We start from the raw sequence: 24,102 nt of genomic DNA on the forward strand, positions 1-24,102 counted from the left end.
GGATGCCTAGAAGGCGTCTGTGCCGTTGGGGGTGCCGAGTCCGGTCGGACCGTCGTAGCCGCGCCCGGCCGTGCAGAGATAGGCCGGGTAGCAGCTCGCATTGGTGCCGCTCATGACATCGAAGAGCCGCGTGCGATGGGCGTAGGGGTAGGCCGCGGCGTTCACCGTCGCAGCGTTTCCGGCGAGGGCGTAGACGGCAGCGATGATCGGTGACGATGCGCTCGTTCCGCCCACGGTGACCCACCCGCCGACGCCGTAGGTGTCATAGACCGCGACACCCGTGAAGGGATCGGCCACGGCGGCCACGTCCGCCACCGTGCGGTGCGTGCAGACCTTGTCGGTCTGCCAAGCGGGCTTGGCGATCTGGGTGGAGCATCCGCTGCCGGCTCCCCACCAGGCGGTCTCCTGCCATCCCCGCGCGTTGTCCGCGGGCCACAGCGTCGTCCCGCCGACCGCGATCACGTGCGCGGACGCGGCCGGATAGCCCACGCCGAGCCCGGAGTCACCCGATGACGCGGTGATGGCGATGCCCGGGTGGTCGAAGTGGCCCTCCATATGGGCCACCCCCACGTACTCGGGTTCGCCGTAACTGTTCGAGATGGCGTTCGCGTGCAGCTTGGCGGCGGTGTCCACCGAGGCCCCCAGGCTCTCCTCCTGGTTGTCGTCGGCCTCGACCAGCAGGATGTGACAGTTCGGGCAGATGGCCGAGGCCATCTGGACGTCCAGCGATTCCTCCAGGGCCCACCCGCTGTCGGGCGACGGGAGCGGTGTGGCGGCGCCTCGCTGGTTGACCTTGTGGAAGCAGCCGTTGGCCTCCGTACAGGGCGGCAGTCCGTACTGGTGCCGGTAGACCGCCAGGTCGGCCTCGGCGTTCGGGTCGTCGAACGCGTCGACGATCCCGATGGTCTGTCCGGTGCCTCCCTTCGCCGCCGACGCGAGGCGGTATGCGGCCTGCAGGTCCGCGGGCCCGTATCCGGCCGGGCTCGTCGTGGTCAGAGCCGGTCCGGCGGGTCCCGAGGTGCGCACCACCGCCATGCAGCTCGGGTGCCCCGGCGAGGGCGTGCCGCACGCGTTACGTGCCGAAGGGGCCGGAGCGGTGGCAGCGGTCGCGTCCGCAGGCCGGGGGCCGGTGTCGGCGCGCGTGCTGCCGCCGGCGAGCAGGGCCGCCGCGCAGACGGCCGCGCCCAGCAGGGCGCCGCTGTGCCGTGTGCGACGTGGGGATCGGCGTCGGTTCATCGGGGATCTCCTCACCGGCCGTGGGACCGGGCGTTGCCGGCGGCCGTGGTCGGCAGCGCGTAGGCGCGGGTGATCGTCTGTGACAGCGCACTTCCGGAGGTGTCCGACAACCGGGTCCGGAGTGAGACGTAACCGGTGGATTTCCCGCCCGCGGGCGGACCGGCGGGCACTGTCACCACGAAGCCGCCGTGGTCTGCCCGCACGTCACTGACGGCGGTCCAGGTCGCTCCGTCATCGAAGGAGACCTCGACCGCCGCCTTCGTCACCGGCGAGGCATTCGTCTCATGCGCCTGGTGGTAGCCGGTGAGCCGGAACGTCTCCGGCCGGTCCGCCGGCGCCCGGCCCGACTGGTCGACGTCGAGGTCGTAGCCCGCGAAGACCAGCGGGAGCAGCGAACATCCGCGGGTGACGTCCGGACCGCAGTACTCGAACGACGGGATCTTGTCCGGCCGGTCAGGGCGCCGTGACGTGAACGTCCACGCCGATTCCACCGTGGAATCCAGTGGCGACCCGGTCGGGGCGGGATGCGTGACCCAATCGATCTTGTACGAGGCGCTGCCCGGGAGCATCGGGAAGATGCCGCCGGAGCGCGGCTGTTCCTGCGTCAGCACGTCGTCGCGGTAGAACTTCAGGTCCTCGCCGGACCTCGGGAGATACGCCCAGTGGCCCGCCGCGTCGCCGTAGTCGGTGACGTCGAAGAGCATGATGTCGTCCTGCCGGCACACCGGGCACATGAAGCCGTGTCCGTCGCCGGCGGGACTGGGAGCCACCAGTCCGGACTCGGCCGTGGGAGTGGGCACCAGCGGGCCCCGCAGCCAGCTCTCGCTCGTCTGCCGGCCGGGCTCGTACGCGCGGGCGGTGCCGACGACCGACGCCGCGGCGTCGCCCACGTCGTCGAAGACGGCGGGTTGCCAGACCGGCGAACCCGCGCCGCCGAAGTAGTTGGTGCGCGTCCCTGGAAGAGCGAAGTTGTACACGCTGAGGTAGGCGTCGTAGGGGCTCCAGGAGTGATGGGGTGAGAAGAACTCGGCCCCCTGCCCCGGCCGGTCAGCGGAATAGTTCTCCTGGACCGTGGCGAGGTCGTCGGCACCGAGGTCGTGATCGAGCCGTGTCGGCACGCCTTCGTCATCGGCGTAGTCCAGGTAGTAGGCGTAGGCGGGATTCGCGCCGAAACCCCGCCCCGGTGGCTCGAGCAACCACGAGTCCGCGAAGTGAAGCGCCCCCACACCGTGTGCGCCGGTCGGCGTCGCGAAGGCGCGCAGATCCGGGTACTCCTGCCCGGGCCCGAACACCTGCAGCAGCTCGGACCGGCCGAACCCGAGAACGGTACCCGCGAACGCCCGGCCGTCGGCCCCCTCGCGTGTGTAGCTGAGGCCGACCATCCCCGTCTCGGCCGGCCGGGGCGTCGTGATCGTCATCGGCTTGGCGGTACGCGCGTCGGCGGTCACCGCCCGGTCCCGGCGGACGGCGACGTCGGGCAGCGCCACGAACGTCGAGGTCTGGAACAACGACGAGGCGACCGGCGTCCCGACGAACGCCTCGATGCTGTACCGGCCGGCCGGCACGCTCAAGGCGACCGGCTGGCCGGGCCCCACCCAGCTGACGCTCCAGTAGTGCCGCAGGTCGTCCAGGTTCTGGACGTCGATCCGCGCATAGCCCGGCTGACCGTCCCGCTCGATGGCGTCGATCGTCAGCGTGTACAGCCGGACCCCGTTCGTCGCGGACTCACCGCCGTCCGGCGTGCCGCCCACCGTGGCCGGCGGTGCCGCCTGGCCGCCTGCCGGCCGGCCGGCAGGTGGGGCGGCCTCTCCGGACGCCGGGAGGAGCGGTCCCTGCCCGGGCATGGCGAGCGAGACGGCGTTCACCTCGTCCAGGCCACCGGCCTTCCCGGTGACCCTGGCCGACACGCGCCCTGCGGGGACATGCCGGTCGGCGGCGAACCTGGATGCCAGAGCCGCGCCGAACGCCGTGGCCCGCGACTTGTCGACGGTGCCCGAGGTCGTCCTCCCCTTGATGGGGGCGGTGACTCCCGGCGCGGCGACCGGATGCCGATCCGCCTTCCAGCCGACCGTGACCGGGATCGCCTTCTGACGTGCGTCGTCGAAGCCGAGCCGGGTCAGCAGGCTGACGTCGAACAACCGCTGATCGAGCAGCGTTCCCAGGTACGGACCCGCGTCACGCGGCACCACGTACAGGTCGCCGCCCACGGTGAACGTGTCGACCAGGGGCACGGCACCCGACGCGCTCGGGGTGACGGAGACCTGTTGGTGACCTGCGGCGCCGTTGACGTGAACGCGCTCGCCGGTGATCAGTGTCACGACCGTACCGCCGCGACCGCCGGCGGTCGCGGCGATCTGGGCCGTGGACGCCGGCGGCAGCGCGCTCAGCGGGCCGGCCGGGTCGACCGGTGGGGTCTTCCCGCCCGAGAGGGCCGCCGCGGAACCACCCGCACATCCCAGGAGTGCCGCCGCGAGCGCGGCGGAGAGCAACCAGCCCCTCTTCCAGCGTCTCGTCGGTCTCGGCGCCGTGGGCCCAGGGGGTTCTGACCAGTGCATGAAGGGTGACTCCTTACCGCGCCCGATCGGTGCCCCCGCCCGCCGGTGACGACCATGATCATCTGCAGGATGTACCGGAGATCCGGCAATTGGAAGATCTTGGTGTGGCGAAGATGTGCCGACGACGCCTTCCCGCCAGTCCCGCACCGCCTACCCGGCCGGTGCACCAGACGACGAATTCACCGGGACCGTCATCGACAAGCCCCACAGCCGTCTGATGATCAGTTGGGTGATATCACCGCACGGCTCCCTCGGCTAGCCCGTGTCCAGACGGCCCGCCGCGTGCTCGTTGTGTCGGGCACGCGGCGGGCCGGTACCCGGTACACGTCGAATTCGACGCCTGGGCGAGCGCCAGTTCGCCGGAGTAGTTGATCGTGTTGGTCGCCCGGCGAATGTAGGCGAGATATTCCTGCTCGGCTTCGACGACCTGGAGTGGACCACGTTGGTGCGCCCCCGGATCTCGGTCGTCGTGCAGCACTCGTACGACATGGGGCGCGCGGCAGCCGAGCACTGTTCGCCCAAATGGGCCGATCCGGCGCTCCGGGCGAAAACGGCCGAGGCCGCCGCACCGTAGTCCCGGCCCGCTTCCTCGACCGCGAGAGCGTCACGGCGGCGCGCTGACCCCGCGCCGGTCCTGCCATGCCACACGGTCGCGAACCCGCCGCAGCGCACTGTGTGATCAGGGCAAAGTGCCGTACCGAGGTGATGCTCTCCTTTGCGTGGTGTGCAGCAGCGGCTCTCACGAGCGCCGATGGCTTTAAAGGGGTCGGCGATCTCGGGCTCGCTCCCCCTCTGACCTGCGCTCATCACGACGCCACGCCTGTCACCAGCGGAAACTCGTACACCACCCCCGTGGACGCAACCTGGCGGCTGGTCGAGGCGCTTGATCCCGACGAGCTGACCCGCGCGGTCATCCAAGCGCGGACGTGGCCATGGCCGGCACGTCGATGTGGGTGAAGCGGTTTCATCGAGGTTCTTCGTCGTCGGAAGTACCAAAGGTCTAGACGATCACACGGCCCGGCCAACCGCAGCGACGGGACGCAGGGGAGCCCGGTGCCCGTGGCCTATGTTGTCGCGGTCCACGACCGCGGCACCCTGGCGTACGTCACCCGCCGCGGGCTCGACGACGACACCGCCGAGCTCGGTGTGACCGCCCACGGCACGGACAGCCGACGCCTCGCGGACCGGCTCGCCGAACCGCTCCGCTTGTGGGACCGGCAGCACCCCACCCAGCCTGCCATCACCGCCTACCCGGTCGGCGCACCAGACGACGAACTTACCGGGACCGTCATCGACAAGCCCCACAGCCGTCTGGTGATCAGTTGGCCCTGACACGAGATTCCTGTGGGCATCAGCGTGCCGCGCGTGGCCTTCACCGAGCGTTCTGCCCGCCCTCGGCTCAGTTCGTCGGCCGCCCGTTCCAGCACGGTGACCGGCCGACCCACCCGGCGAAGCCCGACCACCGCCGCGAGCCCCCCGACCCCTCCGGATGTCGCCCCGGCCTCGCCACGGTCGCCACCGTGCAGAACTCTCGGAGAACACCCCTGCGGCGAGCCGAATTGCCCCACTACGTCCCATTAACGGGATGACCCCCGCGGCGTTCACCGAGCTTTCAGCACACCGGACCGCGCCGGCGGCAGCCCGATTCGCAGCCTTCGCGCGCCAGCTCGCTGGATCGCCATGGCCTTGAGCAATCAAGATCGCGAGTAGTGCGACAGCCTCAAGAGCGCACCGATCGCCAATGATCAACGCTGCATGGGTCCAACTGCCACCAAAGCAGCCTCGCCGGGCAGCCCAAGGCCGCTGCGTCTTGAGTGAGGTCTCTTCGGCCGAACCACGCCTGAGCAATCGTCAATACCTGTGGATCAATCACAGCGCACGGATCAGGCGCTGCGCGAGCCCCAGCAATTGATCGTCATTGGTGCAGCCGAGTTGGAGGTCAATGAACGCCTCATGCACACCCGCGGTGGCCGCTGACCGAAGGTAGTCGGTGATCTGATCGACGGTGCCTCGGTAGGGGACCATGTTCGCCGATGCCGGCGCTTGTGTGACTGTGGCGTTCACACGCAACACCAAGCGTAGCCCGTCGGGGTCTCGCCCGACGCGCTCAGCCGACCTCCGAGCGATGCTCCACAACCCCAGAAGGTGAGGAAGTGGCATGCCGACCCCGAGCCAGCCGTCGGCGCGGCGACCGATCCGTTCCAAGGCCGTTGGAGTCAAGCCGCCAAGGTAGATCGGTGGCCGCGGCAGTTGTACCGGCCGGGCCTGGATATAGGAGGGCGGAATCGGCCAGCGTGAGCTCTCGTGAGACGCAGGGTCACGGGTCCAGACTTCCTCAAGCACATCGAGGGTCTCCTCTAGACGTCCTGCCCGTTCGAGCCACGGTACGCCGACGGCCGCATATTCCTCAGTGGACCAGCCCAGGCCGAACCCGGCGTCCAGCCGTCCATCGCTCAGCTGATCAATCGTGGCGAGCGAGCGAGCCAAAAGGAGCGGTGGATACCAAGGCGCATTCAGCGTACTTGTGCCTAGTCTCACCCGCTCAGTTACCAGCGCGACGCCGGCGAGCACTGCGAGCGGATCGAGGAACCTGCGGTGCTCTTCGGGAATCAGACCATCGAAACTTGGATAAAGGTCTTTGGGCGCGACTGGCACCATAGCGCGGTCACCCACCCACACGCTCTGGTAACCGAGGGATTCGGCCTCACGAGCGATTCGTTTGACCGAGCCAACCGAGGCGAACGCGCCGTATTGCGCCATCGCTAGCCCAATTCGCATGGACTTACCTTCACCCGAGCGTCCAATTTGATCATAACCGACACCCTTCAGTGCTCTCTATAGGATCTTAACTCATCCCCGCATCGCCGGCACGATCCCGCATTGATGCTCCACACCTCAGCGAGTTCGACGGAAAAGATTTTAGATGGACTTACGGCCTGGCCGATTATCCGTTTACCTGCTAGCCCGTTTCCCATCGAGACCCCGACTGCCTTGGCACTTGCAACACCCGACGCACATCTCAATGATGAGGGACTCCGACGTCGTCGGACAACGGCTCCACGCGCGGAGTTGATGACGACGACGCCAACCCCTTCCAGGAGGAATACGTGGGTGCACTTGACGGAAAGAAGGCCCTGGTAACAGGCGGATCCCGAGGTATCGGACGCGCCATCGTGCACAGACTTGCCAGAGATGGCGCATCGGTGGTGTTCAGCTACCTGACGAACACACCGGCCGCCGAGGAGGTGGTTAAGAGCGCATGCGGGTCACCTGGCCAGGTGCAATCATTTCAGGCCGACCAAGGACAGAGAGATGATATCGAGCTCCTTTTCGAAGAGACCGACCGACGTCTCAATGGACTGGACATTCTCGTTATCAACGCCGCAACATTCGGACAGGCCGGGATAGTCGACGTCAAGAAAAGTGACTTCAATCGCGTCATGGCAGTTAACATCGAGGGGCCATTCATCGCTCTACAGCTCGCTGGTCGAATTATGCGCGACAACGGCCGGATAATAAATATCTCGACCATTACCACGACTCGATCATCCCCCAACTGGGGACTGTACACCGCGAGTAAGGCATTCTGCGAACAAATAATGTCGGTGGCAGCTCAAGAGTTCGGCCACCGCGACATCACCGTGAACAGCGTGTCCCCAGGCCCGACCGAAACCGATGCCCTCTACGAAGAGCAGGAACCTAAAACAATAAATTCTTTCGTAGGAGCGACAGCGCTTCGGCGTCTTGGACGTCCTAGCGACATTGCGAACGTCGTAGCGTATCTTGCAGGATCCGATGCCCAATGGATCACGGGGCAGAATATTCGAGCTACCGGCGGCCTTCTATGACAATGGGCCGCGCCACGCGCTATGGGGATCCCACGCGCACCCACGCCGGTCAGCTCATCACCGAACCCACCCGCACGACCACCGAACCCGAATCGCCCGGTTCACAGCCCGAAAGCCGCAGGCGAAATGAAGAGCCTGCCGGGCGCGGATGTCGCCGTTCCCGGCAGGCCATGGGGTCACTGGCAGATGCTGCCCTTGCTGCTCAGGGTGAGCAGGTTGCAGGCCAGTTCCTCCTCGATCGACGCCTCAGCATGCAGACGCAGTACTTCCTCCACGCGGATCACTCCTTTCCTCTGGTGCTGGCAACGGCATCCCTCGACGTCGTCAGGTGATCGTCGAGGGTGTCAAGGGAGACCGGCGCGGAATCCGTCAGGTGCCGCAGGGCGAGCAGGATTCCGGCCGAGCCGGACCACAGGTCGGCGGACAGTCGATGTCCAGGCTCACCGAGCCAGCCCACCCCGTCCTTGCGCGGGATCGCGTACCGGAACAGGCCACGGGCGCTGGTGAGCGCGGCGTCGATGAGTTCGGGCCGGCCGAGCCGCTTTCCGGCGTCGGCCAGTGTCACGGCGAGACCCGCCAGGCCCGGGAACAGTCCGGGGAGCACCGCGAAGCGGACTGAGCAGGCGCGCAGACAGCGTTCCAGCACATCGGCCGCACCGAGGCCGACGTCGGCGGCTACGTCGAACTCCGCATCCGGGCGGTGCGCGAGATAGCGGGAGAGCACTGCGGCGTATCCCGCGCTGCCAGCGAACAGGTAGGGATAGACGCGACGGTCGGCGTGCGAGGTCTTGAAGCCCAGGCCGTCCACCGGCATGGGCTCGGCATAGGCCAATTCCTCCCGCAGCAGCCGCATGCCTCGGGCGAACAGGTGGGAATCCCCGGTGCGGCGATACAGGTCGTACAGCGCCAGCGCCACACCAGCCCGCCCGCCGACCAGCCCGGACCGGTTGGTCGGGCTCAACTGGGAGGTGAGCTCGTCACCGTCCGGAACGCCCTCGAGCAGCCGCTGAGCCAGGTCCAGCCAACGCTGTTCGCCGGTGTGACGGTGGTGGACCAGCAGGCCGAGCGCCGTACCGGCCGCGCCGCCGCCGAGCGTGGCGGACGTGCTGTTGAGCGGATGAGCCGCCGCCGAGGCGAGCAGGGTCTCGGCCGCGTCGGACTCCCCGAGCTCCGCCAGCACGCAGGCGATGCCGGCGCTGCCGTACAGCAGGCCGGGTGCGCTGGTCGGGGCCGCGGCAAGCGCGTCGTCCCGCAGCCGGCGGACCACGACCGGGTCGCAGATGCGGCCGGAGCGGTGCAGCGCGTGCAGCACGCCGGCGGTACCGGCGGCCACTGCGCGGGTGTCGGTCTGATGCCCCAACGGGTTGGTCGGGTAGACCCGCACCGGGTGGTCCGGCTCCGCCATCGCCTCCAGCGTGTCGGCGGTCTGGTCTGCCAGCAGGCGCAGCGCGGCGACGGTGTCCTCGCGGACGGTCCGCGGCGTGGGCAGGCGGGAGTCCTCGGTTCGGTCGTGGCAGCGGGCGGCCCACTGCCACAGCCGTGGGGCGACCGGTGCGAGCTCGGTCAGGTTGGCGTGCAGATGGTCCAGGGCCTGCGGATTCCGTTCGACCACCTCGTGTACGGGGAACACGAGCAGCAGCGCCAGGGCGGCCAGCCCGAACCGGTCGAGCTCAACGGGATCGCGGTCGGCCACAGACCGAGGATCCGGGTGGAGGTAGCCGGGAGTGCCCATGATCCGCCGTACGCCCTCGATGGGCTGCACCGCCTCGAAGTCGACGAGCCGGACCCGGTCGTCGTCGTCGACGAGCACGTTGGTCGGGCTGAGATCGACGAAAACGTAGCCCAGTTCGTGCAGGCGATGCAGCTGCGCGTCGAGCTGGTCGAGCAGGGCCAGGCTGCGGCGGTGATACTCGGCGAACGACGGGGCGTCCGGCCCGATGCGCACCGCGGGATTGTTCATCACCATCCACCGGTACAGCTGCATGCCGGGCGTGAACTCGGTGACGAGAAAGCTGTTCTCCCAGTGGTGGAACAGTTCCACTGGTCGCGGGCACAGGCCAGGTTCGCGGCCGTGTATCGCCCGCAGGGCCAGGTACTCGGTGTTCAACCGCGTCTTCGCGTCGGCGCCGTCAGCGGTGTAACCGTTGTGCGCCTTCGCCTCCTTGACGAACACCGGGCTGCCGTCCGCGGAGCGGAACCGGTAGGTGCCCCCGGCATTGCCGTGCCGCAGCACGGCATCGAAGGTGTAGCCATGCAGCGTGACCGGGCCCGTGGCGACCTCCGGGACGGTCTGCCGGAACGGATCCAAGACACCGGGCGGCAGGTGGAACGCCGGCCGGCGCTCGTCATCGATCTCCCGCCCGTCCGCTCCGACCATGGTGTGCACGTGGTTGCCTTCCGCGTCGACTCGCTCGCGGCCGCGAAACGCTCCGTACCTGTAGGAAACACACTCACTCTCGCCGAAACGACGATCGGAGAGCACAAAAGGCCCTCCGATCCCGGACAGATCCTCCGTCAGCCGCCGGAACATCCGCAGCGCACACTGCTCGGTGGGCGGATACAGGGTGCAGAACTTGCCGCTCTGCACCCTGTTCGCGTGCTTGTCGTGCGCCAGCAAGAACGTCCGGTGACCGGCCAAGTGTTTGAACGGGACGCCTAACTCGGCACACGCCGTCGACACCACCGCCAGCACGGACTGCGCATTGGGCAGGGAGCTGGACACGTGCACCTTCCACCCCTGATCGGGGAGGTCGAGACCGGCCGGGCCCCAGAAAGTCCACACGCCCGAGTGCTGTCGCGTCCAACCGGTCGGCATGGGACCCGCGTCGTAGCGCGGACCTGGATCGGCAGTGTCCCAGGGTTCGTAGTAATCCTCATCGGCGACCAGGAACGACATGTCCACTGCCACCCAGCCACTCCTTCCACCAGCCGCACCGCGCCCCACAGCACACTGCCATCACAGGTCACGTTCAAGATCGAGCGGAAATGAGGCAGCGGGCGCAGGTAAAGGATCTACACCTATTTGTCCGAGTATCGCCTACTAAACTGGTCTGCGCCAGGATTGACGGGTTTGTTCTGCCGCTGATCGCCAGTTTCCGATGATTCCGGAGGAGACCCAGGTTCCGGCTGGACCAATGAGGCCGTTTACGTCCACCGTATCGGCGTGCAGCCGCACTCGATCGCAATCGGAACGGCCCGAATGGACGTAGTGGAGACGATGCTGTCGCCGCAGGTCATTACCGCGTACGGGTGTCTTGCATTCCTTCCGACCCGCCAGCTGCCGGGTTCGATGCCGCCGAATTCGGCGACCATATCCCTACCTGCTCGACCTGCGGCCGGCCGAAAAGCCGACCACCACCCGCACCGTGTTGAATCAGGGCCGGAATCCCCGGGCCTGCTGGCTCCCGGCCATCCCGCCCGGTAGCGGGGCTGCCGTCGGCGCCGGTTCTGGCCTACGTCGCTGGGGCTAATGATCCGGCGTTGGCGTCCGGGTCGAGGATGTGGGCGTTCATCGCGGCTGCCGCCTCGGCGAGCTCGGAGATCTCCACGACGGTGACGCCGGCGGCCTCTAGGGCTTTGACCCCGTGAGCGTCTGACACGAACACCGGCGGCTCTCGCCACGCGATGACCGCGCGTCTGATCCCGGACGCGATGATCAGTTCAGAGCAGGTGTGGGGCCGGGACCTGCGTCGTGTGCACGGCTCGAGTGAGCTGTAGAGCGTGGCTCCGGGCAGGCGCTCGTCGTCCGGCGCGACCTTGCTCAGGGCGGACTCTTCGGCGTGGAAGTGCGGGCGCTCCCGTGAGAAGCCTTGGGAGATCTCGGCTCCGTGCTCGTCGACGATCACACACCCGACCGAGAAAGCGGTGTCGCTGGATGGGCACTGCTTGGCCAGGTCGATAGCGAAAGACAGCCATCCGTAGTCTTCCGAACGGCTGGGCGGCGCGAGGGGCAACTACTTGACCTTCTCCTTGGGGAGGTACCGCAGAAACGCGATGTCCCCGATCGTGCGGGCTTCGGCGAGCGTCATCCGGTTCCCCGGCCCGTTGGGGAAGTCGCCTGCGTTGACGAACCGCGGGGCGTCGGGGTCTCCGAGGAAGAGCGGCGCGACGGCAAGGTGGATCTCATCGGCAAGGCCGGCGGTGAGGAACTGCGTGTGGATGGTTCCGCCCCCTTCGACCATGAGCCGCCTGACGCCACGCTCCCCGAGGTCATCGAGCATGGCCTCGAAGTCAAGGCTAGCGCCGAGTCCGACGATGCCGGCCAGGTCCCCCAACCGTTCGCGCAGCTGGGGAACGGCCGAGTCCGGTGAGTAGATGAGTTTGTCGCCGCCGTGGTGCCAGAACTTCAGGTCCCGGTCGAGGTCGCCACTGCGGGTGATGGTGATCTTCAGCGGGTACGGCGGCAGGCCACGTGCCTCGCGCTCGTCGCGTCGCCGTGCGGAGTTCACCAGCAGCCGGGGGTTGTCCCGCCGCAGGGTCGTGGCTCCGATGAGGATCGCATCGGACTCGGCGCGGACCTGGTCGACGCGGTCGAAGTCGGCTTCGTTCGACAACAGCAGCCGGTCGGGGCTGGTGTCGTCGATGTAGCCGTCGATCGAGGTGGCCACGCTGAGCAGGACGTAGGGGCGCGTGGTCATGTGCTGGAGGTCCAGTCCTTCTCTTGCGGGAGGTATGTGGTGAGGCGATCGTGGAATGCGACCATTTCGGGGACACGCTGCCAGCGGGGTCAGCCGGGTGTCCAGGTGGGCCAGTTCGTGGGCGATTCTGCGTCAGCGCGTGATCACTGGCAGGTGGTGACAGCAGAGACACAGCAATGGCCAGTGATCACCGCCGAAACGGCCTTGTCCCGGCCCGCCGCAGTGCCCTACGGCGGGCCAGGCACCTGCTCAGACGTCGAACTCGACGCCCTGGGCGAGCGGCAGTTCGCCGGAGTAGTTGATGGTGTTGGTCGCGCGGCGCATGTAGCCGCGCCAGGCGTCCGAGCCCGACTCGCGGCCGCCGCCGGTCTCCTTCTCGCCTCCGAAGGCGCCGCCGATCTCGGCTCCGGAGGTGCCGATGTTGACGTTGACGATGCCGCAGTCCGAACCCTCGGGCGAGACGAACAGCTCAGCCTCGGCCTGGTCCCGCGTGAAGATGCTCGATGACAGGCCCTGCGGCACCGCGTTGTTCAGCGCGATGGCCTCCTCGAGGCTCCCGTACGGCATGACGTACAGGATCGGCGCGAACGTCTCCTGGGTCACGATCGGCGTCTGTGCCCCGATCCGTACGAGCGCCGGCTCGGCGTAGTAGGCGCCCGGCGCCTGGTCCTCCAGCCTGCGCCCGCCGCCGGCCACGAGTGTTCCGCCCTGGGAGACGGCGGCGTCCAGCGCGTCGCGCATCGCCTCGTACGCGCGCTCGTTGATGAGCGGGCCGACCAGGGTGCCCTGCGCCATCGGGTCGCCGATCGGCAGCCGGCCGTACGCGCCGGCGAGGCGTTCGACGAGCGTGTCCACGACGTCGGTGTGGGCGATGACGCGGCGCATCGTCGTGCAGCGCTGGCCCGCCGTCCCGGCGGCCGAGAACACGATGCCGCGTACGGTCAGGTCCAGGTCGGCCGACGGGCAGACCACGGCGGCGTTGTTCCCGCCGAGTTCCAGCAGGGACCGTCCGAACCTCGCGGCGACGCGCGGGCCCACCGCGCGGCCCATGCGCGTCGAGCCGGTGGCGCTGACCAGGGCGATTCCCGGGTGGTCGACCAGCGCCTCGCCCACGTCGGGGCCGCCGATGAGGACCTGGCTCAGGTACGCGGGCGCGCCCTGCTCGGCCGCGGCGCGGTCCAGCAGTGCGGCGCTCGCCAGGGCGGTCAGCGGTGCCAGCTCGGACGGCTTCCAGATGACCGGGTCGCCGCACACCAGGGCGATCGCGGTGTTCCACGCCCACACCGCCGCCGGGAAGTTGAACGCGCTGATCACGCCGACGACGCCCAGCGGGTGCCAGGTCTCCATGAGGCGGTGGCCCGGCCGCTCGGAGCTGATCGTGCGCCCGTACAGCTGGCGGGACAGGCCCAGCGCGTAGTCGCAGATGTCGATCATCTCCTGGACCTCGCCGAGCGCCTCGGAGGTGATCTTCCCGACCTCCAGGCTGATCAGCGTGGCGAGGTCCTCCTTGTGCTCGGTGAGCAACTCGCCGAACCGCTTCACCAGCGCACCGCGTACGGGTGCGGGAACGCGGCGCCAGGCGAGGAACGCCTCCCCTGCCCGCGTGATGGCGGCGTCGACGGTGCCGGCGTCGGCCCATCCCACGGCGGACAGGCGCTCGCCGTTGATCGGCGAGGTGGTCGCGACGTCAGCTCCGAGCGCGTCCACGTCCACACCGCAGCGCTTGGCGGTCTCTCGCGCCATCGCGGCCAGCTGGTCCGCGCCGGGCAGCGTGGTCACCATCAGGGTTCTCCCTCGGATTGTCGGTTCTCGATCAGACGATGTCGAGCTCGGGCCGGGCCTCGGCCAGGGCGAAGCGGCGGGAGTCGACGAATGGCTCCCTGCCAAGGTAGAGGTCGCGGACGACCTCCCCGACGGCCGGGCTCATGAGGAAGCCGTCGCCGGGGAGCCCGGCAGAACACGAACAGTGCGGAGGTCGGCAACCGCGCCGGCCTGAGCCACGAACCCACATGTCAAGGGCGGTAAGCCCGGTTTCCGCACCCTCAAGGGCATCGGGCTCTCCACGCGGCGGCGGCGGAGGGGCCGCCTCTCCCGGGAGGCTCCCAGAACCAGGGCTGTCCAAATTGCCGTCCTTGCTGCGTCGTCCAGGTACGAAAAGCCACGGTCAGGAGCCCAGCCGCTCGGCGAGGAGCTGGGCGAGGTGGACGCCCTGCCGTGGCGACAGGTCGGCGATCTGCGTACGGCAGGAGAAGCCGTCGGCGAGGACGACCGTCTCCGCCTCCGCGTCGCGCAGAGCGGGCAGCAGTTGGTGCTCGGCCACCGCGACGGACACCTCGTAGTGTCCCTTCTCGACACCGAAGTTGCCCGCCAGCCCGCAGCATCCGCCGAGCCGCTGAACGTCCGCGCCCGCCTCCCGGAGCAGCCGGGCGTCCTGGTCCCAGCCCATGACGGCATGGTGGTGGCAGTGCGGCTGGGCCACCACCGTCGTCCCGTCGAACGAGGGCGGCCGCCAGTCCGGGGTCTCGGCCAGGAGCTCGGCCAGCGTGCGGGTGCGCTCCGCCACCGGGGCCGCCACCGCCTCGTCCAGCAGCTCCAGCGCGTCCGAGCGCAGGACGGCCGTGCAGGACGGCTCCATCCCGACGATCGGCACGCCCCTCTCGGCGGCCTCGGCCAGCTCCCCGACCGTACGGCCCAGGATCTTCTTGGCCGCGTCGAGCTGGCCCGTGGAGATGTAGGTGAGCGCGCAGCACTGGCGGCGCTCGCTGATCTGCGGCGTGTAGCCCGCGGCCGCCAGCACGGCCACGGTCGCGCGGCCGACCTCCGGGGCGAAGTGGTCGGTGAACGTGTCGACGAACAGCATGACCGGCCTGCCGTCGGCCGGACGGTCGCCGCGGGTCCGCTCGAACCAGTCGCGGAACGTCCGCGGCGCGAACTCGGGCAGGTGCCGCCGCCTGTCCACCCCGGCGACCGCCAGCGCCGCCCGCCGCAGCCCCGGCACGCGCATGGCCCCGTTGACGACGCGCGGCATGCGGCCGGCCAGCCTCGCCCAGAGCGGCAGCCGGCCCAGCGAGTAGTGCGACGCGGGACGCAGCCGCCCACGGTAGCTCTGGTGCAGCACCTCGGACTTGTAGGCGGCCATGTCGATCCCGGTCGGGCAGTCCGAGGCGCAGCCCTTGCAGGACAGGCACAGGTCGAGGGCCTCGTGGACCTCGGGCGAGCGCCACCCGCCATCGACCAGGGAGCCGTTGACCATCTCCTGCAGGACGCGGGCCCGCCCGCGGGTGGAGTCCTTCTCTTCCCGGGTGGCCAGGTAGGACGGGCACATCACCCCGCCGGACGCGGTGTTGTCCGCGCGGCACTTGCCCACGCCCGTGCAGCGGTGCACCGACTGGCTGAAGTCGCCGCCGTCGTGGCGGTAGGCCAGGGCGAGGTTCTTCCGCACCGGCCGGGCGGCCGGGATCCGCAGGTCGGCGTCGACCGGGCGGGGCCGCACCAGCACCCCGGGGTTGAGCACGTCACCCGGGTCGAAGATCCCCTTGACCCGGCGGAACAGGTCGACCGCCGTCTCGGAGTACATCAGCGGCAGCAGCTCGCTGCGGGCGCGGCCGTCCCCGTGCTCGCCGGACAGCGAACCGCCGTACCCGGCGACGAGCGTGGCCGCGGCCTCCAGGAACGCGCGGTACGCCTGCGGCCCCTCCGGCCTGTCCAGCGGCCAGTCGATCCGGATGTGCAGGCAGCCGTCGCCGAAGTGCCCGTACGGGAGGCCGGTCACGCCGTGCTCGGCCATCAGCGCCTCGAAGTCGCGCAGGTAGCGGCCCAGCATCGCCGGGGGCACGGCCGCGTCCTCCCAGCCCCCGTGCGCGGGCAGCCCGGCGGGGCTGCGGCCGGACAGGCCCGCGCCGTCCTCCCGGATGCGCCACAGCGCCGCCGCCCGCGCAGGGTCGGTGACGACGAGGGCGTCCTCGCCACCGGCGGCCACCCGCCCCGCCCGGTCGAGGACCTCGGTCTCGTCGTCCCCGGCGACCTCGACGAACAGCCACGCGGCCCCGCGCGGCAACGGCGGCACCGCGTCGGGGCCCCGCCGCGTGCGCACCACGTCGACGATGCGCGCGTCGATGCCCTCACAGGCCGTGGGCAGGTGCTCCAGCACGCCGGGAGCGGCGTCGCCCGCAGCGGCGATGTCGTCGTAGCCGAGCACGACCAGGACCCGGTGCGCCGGGTCGGTCACCAGTCTCACCGTCGCCTCGGTCAGCACTGCGAGGGTGCCCTCGCTGCCCACCAGCAGGCGGGCCACGTCGAACCGCCGCTCCGGCAGCAGGTGCTCCAGCGCGTATCCCGACACCTGCCGCCCGAACCGGCCGAACTCCGTCCTGATCGTGGCGAGGTTCGCGTTCGCGAGGTCGTGCAGCGCGGTGAGCTCGGCGGGAGCGTCCGGGGCGGGCCGGCCCAGCGGGGACGACAGGTCCAGCGCGGAGCCCTTGCCCGTCACCGCTTTGAGGGCGGCGATGTTATCGGAGGTGCGGCCGTAGCCGAGCGTCCGGGAGCCGCACGCGTTGTTGCCGATCATGCCGCCGATCGTGCAGCGCGTGTGGGTGGAGGGGTCGGGGCCGAACCTGAGCCCGTACGGGGCGGCCGCGCGCTGCAGGTGGGCCTGGACGACGCCGGGTTGGACCACGGCGGTCCGGGCCTCGGCGTCGACCTGCAGCACCTGCCCCATGTGGCGGCTGAAGTCCAGCACGAGCCCGGGACCGATCGCGTTTCCGGCCACCGACGTGCCGCCGCCGCGGGCGGTGAGGGGGATCTCGTGGCGCGCGCACAGCTCGATCGCGGTGGCCACGTCCTCGGCGGATCTGGGCCGGGCGACCACCGACGGCGGCACCCGGTAGAGAGAGGCGTCGGACGAGTGGGCGGACCGCGCCAGGGAGTCGGTCAGCACGTCGGTGACTCCGCGTCGGCGCAGCTCGGTCGCGAGGGTGGCAGCCGGATCCATGAGTAGCATGTTACATGCGACACCTGGCGCTCGCCTCGCCTTCTCCGTACGCTTCCGTGTGACACCGCAGGGTTCGGCGGCGAGGAGAGAAGGGCCGATGGTCGACTCGACCGCGCTCCGGGCGGCGTTCGCCCGACGGCTGTCGGCGATGTACGGCACGGAGGTCCCCGCCTACAACACCCTTGTCGACGTCGCGCAGGACGTGAACCGCGAGGTGCTGGAGCGGATGGGGGCCGACGCCGAACGGCTGGGCTCCATCGACCGCGTCACCGCCGAGCGGCACGGCGCGATCCGCGTCGGAACGCCGACCGAGATGGCGCAGGTCGCCCGCGTCTTCGGCGCGATGGGCATGTACCCGGTCGGCTACTACGACCTGCGCGAGGCGGCGAGCAGCTCGGTGCCGGTCGTCTCCACGGCGTTCCGTCCCGTCGACGAGGCGGAGCTGGCCGCCAATCCCTTCCGCGTGTTCACCTCCATGCTCGTGACGGGCGACCGGCGGTTCTTCGACGAGGACCTCGAACGCAGGCTCAGCGAGTTCCTCGGGGCGCGCCGGCTGTTCCCGCCGCGGCTGCTCGACCTCGCCGACCGCGCCGAGGCCGAGGGCGGCCTGGACGACGCGGAGGCCGAGGAGTTCCTCACCCTCGCCACCCAGGCGTTCGAGCTGTCCAGGGTCCCGGTCTCCCGCAGCTGGTACACCGAGCTGGAGCGCGTGTCCTCGGTCGCCGCAGACATCGGCGGCGTGCCCAGCACCCACGTCAACCACCTGACGCCGCGCGTGCTCGACATCGACGCCCTCTACGCGCGCATGAGTGAGCGCGGCGTCACGATGATCGACGCCATCCAGGGGCCGCCCCGCTGGGACGGCCCCGACCTGCTGCTGCGCCAGACCTCCTTCCGCGCGCTGGCGGAGCCACGCGTATTCCGGGAGGACGACGGCAGGATCGTGGAGGACGACCTGCGCGTACGGTTCGGGGAGGTGGAGGCACGGGGCATCGCGGTGACGCCCGCCGGACGCGCCCGGTACGACGAGCTGTCCGCCGAACTGGACACCGCGCTCGCGGGGCGGCGGGTGACGGCCGAGGAGCGGGGCGCCGTCGCGGCCAAGCTCTGGGAGGGCCGGGTGCCGCGCACCGAGGCCGAGCTCGTGACGGGCGACCTCGCCTACTTCACGTTCCACACCACGGGCTCGCGTCCGGCGTCCGCTCCGCCGGCCGGCCTCGCCACGCTCCTGGCGGAGGGCTGGGTCACGGCCCGGCCGATCGTGTACGAGGACTTCCTGCCGCGCTCGGCCGCCGGGATCTTCCGGTCGAACCTGACCTCCGACGGTTCCAAGGACGCGACGAGGGCCGGCGCGGAGTTCGGGGCCGAGGCGCTGGCCGAGGTGCTCGGGCGGCGGCTGCACGATCCCTACGCGCTGTACGCGTCGATCCGGGCCGCGTCGCTGACGCGCGTGCGCGATGAGCTGGGCCTCGACAGGGAGATCGTCCTGCCCCGGGTTCGTAGATGATGCCGGCCCGGCCGGTCCCTCACCAGCGGACGGCCGTGAAGTCGATCGGCCGAGGCCGTAGCAGTCGCGTGCGCTCTGCCAGCGCTTGCACCCGCCGGGACATCTCGTCGGCGGCCAGGCGATGGCGGTCACCGTGGCCTGGCAGGACCCATTCGAATCGCAGGCGTCCGGCCGTCCTGGCCAGGGAGGCGGCCAACTCCTCGATGGAGTACCAGGTCACACTCTCCGCGACTTCCAGATCACCGGTGGCGCGTGACCAGTAGAAGCTGTCTCCACTGAAGCAGTACCGGCCATCCGCGAGGTAGAGCACACTCCCCTTGGTGTGGCCGGGCAGTGGATGGGCGCTGACCCCCTCGCCGACCTCCAGAGGTTCCAGGCCCCGGATCACCCGGTCCGCGTCCGGCGCCGCGTCGAGGTCGCCCTCGTGGATCCACAGCCGGGCGCCGAAATGGTCCGCATAGCGGCGGCCGTGTGCGGCGTGGTCTCGGTGCGTGAGCAGCACATCGGTGACGATGCCCGATGCCGCGTAACGCTCGGCGAGGTCACGGCTCCAGCGCGGTGTGTCGATCATCATCACCGTGCCGGACGGCCGCAGCAAGAGGTAGGAGTTGGCCCCGGCGGTGTGCCGGGAGTTGTGCCCGCACATCAGTACGCCGTTGTCCAAGGCCATCGGAAAAGGGTCGAGCGCCTGGTCCGGCTGCCCGGACGCCGGGCGGATCGAGCGTGTGGGGCAGGCGAAGGCGGCCGCGTGAAGGCTCCGTGTCTCCGCTTCATCGTTCGGCGGGCGCAGGATCTGCGACCTTCCGTCGGCCTCGCCGATCAGGTCGGGCGCGAGCTGTCGGGCGGCATCACAGTTGATGCAGCGGTCGTCCACGTACCAGCCGTCCATGGCAGGACTCCTTCCAGAAAGGGGGAACGACCCGGACCCGGGCCGTCATCAGGCCCTCCGGTTCGCAGAAGCAACGCATCGGATACAGTAGCTGCATAGTTAAGTATCTGAATCGTGAAGATAAATGGACCCCCGCATGCCCGTCAAACCGCAGGACGATCAGAACGACGAACTCGCCGACCGGATCATCGCGTCCATGACTGACCTCGCCGGAGCCCTGGGACGCCTGAACGACCTGATCGCCCAGCATCTCGGCATCGCGCAGACCGATCTGCTCTGCCTGCACGTGCTCGACCGCGCCGGAGCCTCCACTGCCGGAGCGCTCAGCTCTCAGCTCGGGCGTACCACCGGCGCGGTCACGCACATGATCGATCGCCTGGAGAAGGCGGGATACGTCCGGCGTAGACCGGACCCGAAGGACCGCCGCCGCGTACTCGTCGAAGCCTCGGCCCCAGGACTCGAACGGATCGCTTCGTTCTACGAGGGGATCGACGCCCGCAGCCGCCGATTGATGGCCGCCTTCTCCGGCGACCAACTGGCGGCGATCCACACCTTCCTTCTGGGCAGTTACGAAAGCGCCGCCGAAGAGTGTGATCACCTGATTCGGTAGCGAGGCCCCTGGCCGCCGCGATCGGGCGTGGTGACCGGCCGGCCCGTCAAACGTGCCTTGACCGCCTACGACCGCTGAGCCCCTTGGAGGCGGCCATCTGGTCCTCCTCGACGATGGACGCCCACAGCGCGTCCACGTCGACCGGCTCGCCCTGCGCCCGGGCCGCCTGCCGGGCCAGGATGAGCCCGGTGTTGGTCAGGTGCGCCCGCATCGCGCGTACGGCGCCGTCGGCGTCCGCGGCGGCGACGGCCGCCACGATGGGCTTGTGCTCCTCGTGCACCTGCCGCAGGGTCCGGGACCGGTCGTCGGTCGAGGTGCCGAGGATGCGCATCGTGTCGCGCAGGCCGCCGACGATCGCGCGGGCCCGGCCGTTGCCCGCCGCGACCAGGATGTGGTCGTGCAGGGCCTGGTCCAGGTGGAAGAACAGCGTCTCGTCACCGGCGTCGACCGCCGCCGCCATCTCCTCCATCGTCGCCCGCAGGGACTTCCCGAGCTCGGCCGAATCGCCGCCGGCCACCCGCCGGACGGCGGGCAGCTCCAGCGCCAGCCGTACGCCGAAGATCTCGACGATCTCCCTCGGGTGCGGCAGCACGACGCGGAACCCCCGGTTGCGCTCGACCTGCACCAGGCCCGCGTCCGCGAGCCGCAGCAGCGCCTCGCGCACCGGGCTCCGGGACACGTTGAGCTGCTCGGCCACCTGGTAGACCGAGTAGAGCCGGCCGGGGACCATCGCGCCCGTGTGCACCGCCCGGCGCACCTCGGAGATCACCTGCTCGGCCAGCGACCGCGACGCGTGCGGCAAGGGCTGCAGCCGGAGTTCGGCGTGCTGGCGGGTGGGCGGCATGCTGGCATGCTACCCACACGGGTACCGGCCGTACGGATGGAGAAGCCCATGCGCATCGCACTGAGTCAGCTGGTCGCCGGGACCGATCCGACGGCGAACCTGGCACTGGTCGAGGCCGGTGTCTCCGACGCCGCGGCCCGGGGCGCCCGGGTCGTCGTCTTCCCGGAGGCGACCATGGCGTGCTTCGGGATACCGCTGGGGCCGGTGGCCGAGCCCCTCGACGGCCCGTGGGCGGGTGCCGTACGCGACCTCGCCCGCCGGGCGGGCGTCGTGGTGGTCGCTGGCATGTTCACTCCGGCCGCCGACGGCCGGGTGACCAACACCCTGCTCGTCACCGGGCCAGGGCTGGACGACCACTACGACAAGATCCACCTGTTCGACGCCTTCGGCTTCACCGAGTCGAAGACCGTCGCCCCCGGGACGCGTCCGGTGACCTTCGACCTGGACGGTGTCACCCTCGGCGTGGCGACCTGCTACGACGTACGTTTCCCCGAGCTGTTCACCACGCTGGCCGCGCGCGGCGCCACGGCGACCCTGCTCGCCGCCTCCTGGGGCGCGGGCCCGGGCAAGCGGGACCAGTGGGAGCTGCTGGTGCGGGCTCGCGCCCTGGACAGCACGAGCTGGGTGCTCGCGTGCGGTCAAGCCGATCCGGAGACGATCGGGCGGCGCCCGATCGGCGCCGCGCCGTCCGGAATCGGGCACAGCCTGGCGGTCTCACCGCTCGGTGAGGTCCGCGCCCGTCTCGGCGCGGATCCCGGCCTGCTGGTGGCCGACATCGATCCGGACGAGGTGCGCACGGCCCGGGCGGCGGTCCCGGTCCTGGCCAACCGGAGATTCACCACCACGACGCCGGACGACGGCGCCGAGACCCTCTAGTCCTTCAGGGCAGGCGCCGGCCCGTCCCGGAGGTCAGCCCTTGCCCAGCAGTTCGCGCACGTGCTGAACGATCTCCTCGTTGGTGTAGGCGTGACCGCCGATGCCCCAGCCCCCGGGAACCGCCTCGATCAGCGTGACCCAGGTGCGCTCAGCGAACCGCTCAGCAATTACGCCCGTCATCAGGCTGCGGCACCGCGTTCCGCGGCGGCTCTTGCCTCCAGTCCGGATACCTTTCGCAGCGGCACCCCCTTGGTCCATGCCGCGACCAGGAAGGCCAGGACCATCACGGCCGCACCGAGCAGGAAGACAAGGTGCATCGACTCCGTGAAGCCGACCTTGAACGGCTGGGCCAGCCGCGGGTCGAGGTGCGGGATGAACGAGGAGTCATCGAGAACGCCCGAGCCGTTCCCGCCGCGCGGCTGCGAATGTCCGAGCATGGTCAGCACCGGTGCGTTCGCCGGGTTGGAGAGCACGGCAGGGTCATGGACGGCCTGCTGGAATCGGGCCGTCTCGTACGCCGCCTTGAAGGCCGAACTGATCTTGGTACTGAGGGTGCTGAACAGCAGGGAGAGGAAGATCGCCGTGCCGGCGGTGCTGCCTATTTGCCGGAAGAAGGTGGCCGAGGCGGTGGCGACGCCCATGTCCCTGGGCTCGACCGCGTTCTGCATGGCCAACGTGAGGATCTGGAAGCAGCCGCCGAGCCCCGCCCCGAACAGCGCCATGAAGCTCATGGTCTCCGGCAGGGGGCTGTTCCACTGCACGCGGTAGTGGAAGAGCAGCATCGCCGCGATCATCAGCGCGGATCCGATGACCGGGAAGATCTTGTACTTGCCGGTCCTGCGGATGACACGGCCGACCGTCAAGGTCGCGAGGAGCATGCCGACCATCAGCGGGAGCATCAGCAGTCCGGACTTGGTCGGGGTGACGCCCTTCACGATCTGCAGGTACAACGGGATCATCATCATGCCGCCGAACCAACCCATGCCGACGAGCACGGAGAACAGGCTCATCTTGGCGAATACCGCGTTGCGGAAGAGCCGCATCGGCATGAGCGCCTCGTCGCCCATGGCCCGCTCGACGAAGATCCATATCGCCAGGCCGATCACGCCGATCGCATAGCAGACGACCGATTCGGTCGAGGTCCATCCCCAGCTCTTGCCCTGCTCGGCGACGAGCAGCAGTGGCACCACGCCGATCGCGATGGTGACGGCGCCCCACCAGTCGATGCGATGATCGCGCCGGGTGTGTGGGAGCTTGAGCACCTTGGCGACGACGAACAGCGCGACCACGCCGATGGGCACGTTGACCAGAAAGACCCAGCGCCAGCCGGTGATGGTCAGAATGCTGCCCTGGCCGGCCAGGAACCCGCCGATCAGCGGGCCGAGCACACTCGAGGAACCGAACGTCGCGAGTATGTAGCCCTGGTACCGGGCGCGCTCGCGAGGCGGGACCATGTCGCCGACGATCGCCAGCGCCATCGACATCAGACCGCCGGCTCCGATGCCCTGGAACGCTCGGAAGGAGGCCAGCTCGATCATGGAGGTAGAGACCGAGCACGCGGCCGAGCCGACGATGAAGACACCGATGGCGGCGAGGAAGAACGGCTTGCGCCCGTAGATGTCGGACAGCTTGCCGTACAGCGGCGTGCTGATCGTCGAGGTGATCAAGTACGCGGTGGTGACCCACGCCTGATGGCTGAGCCCATGCAGATCATCGGCGATGGTGCGGATGGAGGTGCTGACGATCGTCTGGTCGAGCGCTGCGAGGAACATCCCCAGCAGCAGGCCGCTGAGGATGGTCAAGATCTGGCGATGCGTGAGTCTGACGGGTGATGCCGGATCGGCTACGCCTGAGACGGTTCCCCCGGGGGCAGGGGACGCGGACTTCGTCATGCGTACTTTGCTCCTTGTCACGCCACGGCACGAGGGAGCGCCCCAGCGCCGAGGCCGATGCAGGTGTTGGTCCACCAGGTCGTCGTTGAAACGCTTGGTCAAGCGGATGAAGGGGCAGCGGCCCTCTGCCGGCCACGGCCGCCGGAACCCGGCTCCGCGTCCTGCCGGCAGGTGCCCGATCCAGCATAGAGCGAAGGGTTTGATTTTCAAACCGACTG

17 protein-coding genes are annotated in these 24,102 nt (G+C 69.5%); 5 read left to right on the forward strand and 12 right to left on the reverse strand.

Annotation, left to right across the window (positions count from 1 at the left end):
* Positions 1-6 precede the first annotated feature (6 nt).
* Entirely contained in the window at positions 7-1,236 is a 1,230-nt protein-coding gene (locus NE236_RS39045) for a S53 family peptidase (RefSeq protein ID WP_252847333.1), read from the reverse strand.
* An 11-nt stretch (positions 1,237-1,247) separates the two neighbouring features.
* Positions 1,248-3,725, reverse strand: a complete 2,478-nt coding sequence (locus NE236_RS39050) for a hypothetical protein (protein ID WP_252847334.1) — start codon at positions 3,723-3,725, stop codon at positions 1,248-1,250.
* A gap of 1,125 nt (positions 3,726-4,850) precedes the next feature.
* On the opposite strand from NE236_RS39050, the gene NE236_RS39055 reads away from it, so the two are divergent.
* Positions 4,851-5,123: a class I SAM-dependent methyltransferase gene (locus NE236_RS39055; RefSeq protein WP_252847335.1), complete on the forward strand. Its 273-nt coding sequence runs from the start codon at positions 4,851-4,853 to the stop codon at positions 5,121-5,123.
* A 537-nt stretch (positions 5,124-5,660) separates the two neighbouring features.
* On the opposite strand, the gene NE236_RS39060 is transcribed toward NE236_RS39055, so the two are convergent.
* Complete coding sequence (locus NE236_RS39060) at positions 5,661-6,569, reverse strand: TIGR03619 family F420-dependent LLM class oxidoreductase (RefSeq protein WP_252847336.1); 909 nt, start codon at positions 6,567-6,569, stop codon at positions 5,661-5,663.
* Positions 6,570-6,898: 329 nt separating this feature from the next.
* On the opposite strand from NE236_RS39060, the gene NE236_RS39065 reads away from it, so the two are divergent.
* Entirely contained in the window at positions 6,899-7,639 is a 741-nt protein-coding gene (locus tag NE236_RS39065; protein ID WP_252847337.1) for an SDR family oxidoreductase, read from the forward strand.
* Between the two features lie 280 nt (positions 7,640-7,919).
* Here the strand turns inward: NE236_RS39065 and lanKC are convergent, their stop codons facing one another.
* The 5 genes from lanKC to NE236_RS39090 all read right to left on the reverse strand — a co-directional run bounded on the left by lanKC (position 7,920) and on the right by NE236_RS39090 (position 17,266).
* Positions 7,920-10,547: a class III lanthionine synthetase LanKC gene (gene lanKC / locus NE236_RS39070; protein WP_252847338.1), complete on the reverse strand. Its 2,628-nt coding sequence runs from the start codon at positions 10,545-10,547 to the stop codon at positions 7,920-7,922.
* Positions 10,548-11,091: 544 nt separating this feature from the next.
* A complete protein-coding gene (locus tag NE236_RS39075) occupies positions 11,092-11,592 on the reverse strand; it encodes a cytidine/deoxycytidylate deaminase family protein (RefSeq protein ID WP_252847339.1) in 501 nt (166 codons plus the stop codon).
* Complete coding sequence (locus tag NE236_RS39080; RefSeq protein WP_252847340.1) at positions 11,593-12,276, reverse strand: RibD family protein; 684 nt, start codon at positions 12,274-12,276, stop codon at positions 11,593-11,595.
* 249 nt (positions 12,277-12,525) lie between these two features.
* Complete coding sequence (gene amaB, locus NE236_RS39085; RefSeq protein ID WP_252847341.1) at positions 12,526-14,058, reverse strand: L-piperidine-6-carboxylate dehydrogenase; 1,533 nt, start codon at positions 14,056-14,058, stop codon at positions 12,526-12,528.
* Positions 14,059-14,440: 382 nt separating this feature from the next.
* Positions 14,441-17,266, reverse strand: a complete 2,826-nt coding sequence (locus NE236_RS39090; RefSeq protein WP_252847342.1) for an FAD-binding and (Fe-S)-binding domain-containing protein — start codon at positions 17,264-17,266, stop codon at positions 14,441-14,443.
* Positions 17,267-17,363: 97 nt separating this feature from the next.
* Here NE236_RS39090 and hglS point away from each other — a divergent pair, with 97 nt between their 5' ends.
* Positions 17,364-18,773 carry a 2-oxoadipate dioxygenase/decarboxylase gene (hglS, locus tag NE236_RS39095; protein ID WP_252847343.1) on the forward strand — a complete coding sequence of 470 codons (1,410 nt, stop codon included), beginning with the start codon at positions 17,364-17,366 and terminating at the stop codon, positions 18,771-18,773.
* 19 nt (positions 18,774-18,792) lie between these two features.
* Here hglS and NE236_RS39100 read toward each other — a convergent pair whose 3' ends face one another.
* On the reverse strand, positions 18,793-19,662 hold the full coding sequence (locus NE236_RS39100) for an MBL fold metallo-hydrolase (protein ID WP_252847344.1): 870 nt from the start codon (positions 19,660-19,662) through the stop codon (positions 18,793-18,795).
* A 136-nt stretch (positions 19,663-19,798) separates the two neighbouring features.
* Between NE236_RS39100 and NE236_RS39105 the strand changes: the two genes are divergently transcribed.
* The gene (locus tag NE236_RS39105; RefSeq protein WP_252847345.1) at positions 19,799-20,272 is read left to right on the forward strand and encodes a MarR family winged helix-turn-helix transcriptional regulator; all 474 of its coding nucleotides are present in this window, start codon (positions 19,799-19,801) and stop codon (positions 20,270-20,272) included.
* A gap of 46 nt (positions 20,273-20,318) precedes the next feature.
* Here the strand turns inward: NE236_RS39105 and NE236_RS39110 are convergent, their stop codons facing one another.
* Positions 20,319-21,116 (reverse strand): GntR family transcriptional regulator, encoded by a 798-nt coding sequence (locus NE236_RS39110; protein ID WP_252847346.1) that lies wholly within the window; start codon positions 21,114-21,116, stop codon positions 20,319-20,321.
* A gap of 48 nt (positions 21,117-21,164) precedes the next feature.
* Here NE236_RS39110 and NE236_RS39115 point away from each other — a divergent pair, with 48 nt between their 5' ends.
* Positions 21,165-21,992, forward strand: coding sequence for a carbon-nitrogen hydrolase family protein (locus NE236_RS39115; RefSeq protein WP_252847347.1), 828 nt, complete (start codon positions 21,165-21,167; stop codon positions 21,990-21,992).
* A gap of 33 nt (positions 21,993-22,025) precedes the next feature.
* On the opposite strand, the gene NE236_RS39120 is transcribed toward NE236_RS39115, so the two are convergent.
* A complete protein-coding gene (locus NE236_RS39120; protein ID WP_252847348.1) occupies positions 22,026-22,172 on the reverse strand; it encodes a hypothetical protein in 147 nt (48 codons plus the stop codon).
* Complete coding sequence (locus NE236_RS39125; protein WP_252847349.1) at positions 22,172-24,094, reverse strand: MDR family MFS transporter; 1,923 nt, start codon at positions 24,092-24,094, stop codon at positions 22,172-22,174. The genes NE236_RS39120 and NE236_RS39125 overlap by 1 nt, the downstream gene beginning before the upstream one ends.
* Positions 24,095-24,102: the final 8 nt, after the last annotated feature.

The organism is Actinoallomurus purpureus (assembly GCF_024055795.1).
GTDB lineage: Bacteria > Actinomycetota > Actinomycetes > Streptosporangiales > Streptosporangiaceae > Actinoallomurus > Actinoallomurus purpureus.

Bases quoted from the DNA above. Each gene is read 5' to 3' on its own strand.
- NE236_RS39045 (WP_252847333.1), bottom strand. From the start codon at position 1,236: ATGAACCGACGCCGATCCCCACGTCGCACACGGCACAGCGGCGCCCTG.
- NE236_RS39060 (WP_252847336.1), bottom strand. From the start codon at position 6,569: ATGCGAATTGGGCTAGCGATGGCGCAATACGGCGCGTTCGCCTCGGTT.
- NE236_RS39080 (WP_252847340.1), bottom strand. From the start codon at position 12,276: ATGACCACGCGCCCCTACGTCCTGCTCAGCGTGGCCACCTCGATCGAC.
- amaB (WP_252847341.1), bottom strand. From the start codon at position 14,058: ATGGTGACCACGCTGCCCGGCGCGGACCAGCTGGCCGCGATGGCGCGA.
- NE236_RS39090 (WP_252847342.1), bottom strand. From the start codon at position 17,266: ATGGATCCGGCTGCCACCCTCGCGACCGAGCTGCGCCGACGCGGAGTC.
- hglS (WP_252847343.1), top strand. From the start codon at position 17,364: ATGGTCGACTCGACCGCGCTCCGGGCGGCGTTCGCCCGACGGCTGTCG.
- NE236_RS39100 (WP_252847344.1), bottom strand. From the start codon at position 19,662: ATGGACGGCTGGTACGTGGACGACCGCTGCATCAACTGTGATGCCGCC.
- NE236_RS39105 (WP_252847345.1), top strand. From the start codon at position 19,799: ATGCCCGTCAAACCGCAGGACGATCAGAACGACGAACTCGCCGACCGG.
- NE236_RS39110 (WP_252847346.1), bottom strand. From the start codon at position 21,116: ATGCCGCCCACCCGCCAGCACGCCGAACTCCGGCTGCAGCCCTTGCCG.
- NE236_RS39115 (WP_252847347.1), top strand. From the start codon at position 21,165: ATGCGCATCGCACTGAGTCAGCTGGTCGCCGGGACCGATCCGACGGCG.
- NE236_RS39120 (WP_252847348.1), bottom strand. From the start codon at position 22,172: ATGACGGGCGTAATTGCTGAGCGGTTCGCTGAGCGCACCTGGGTCACG.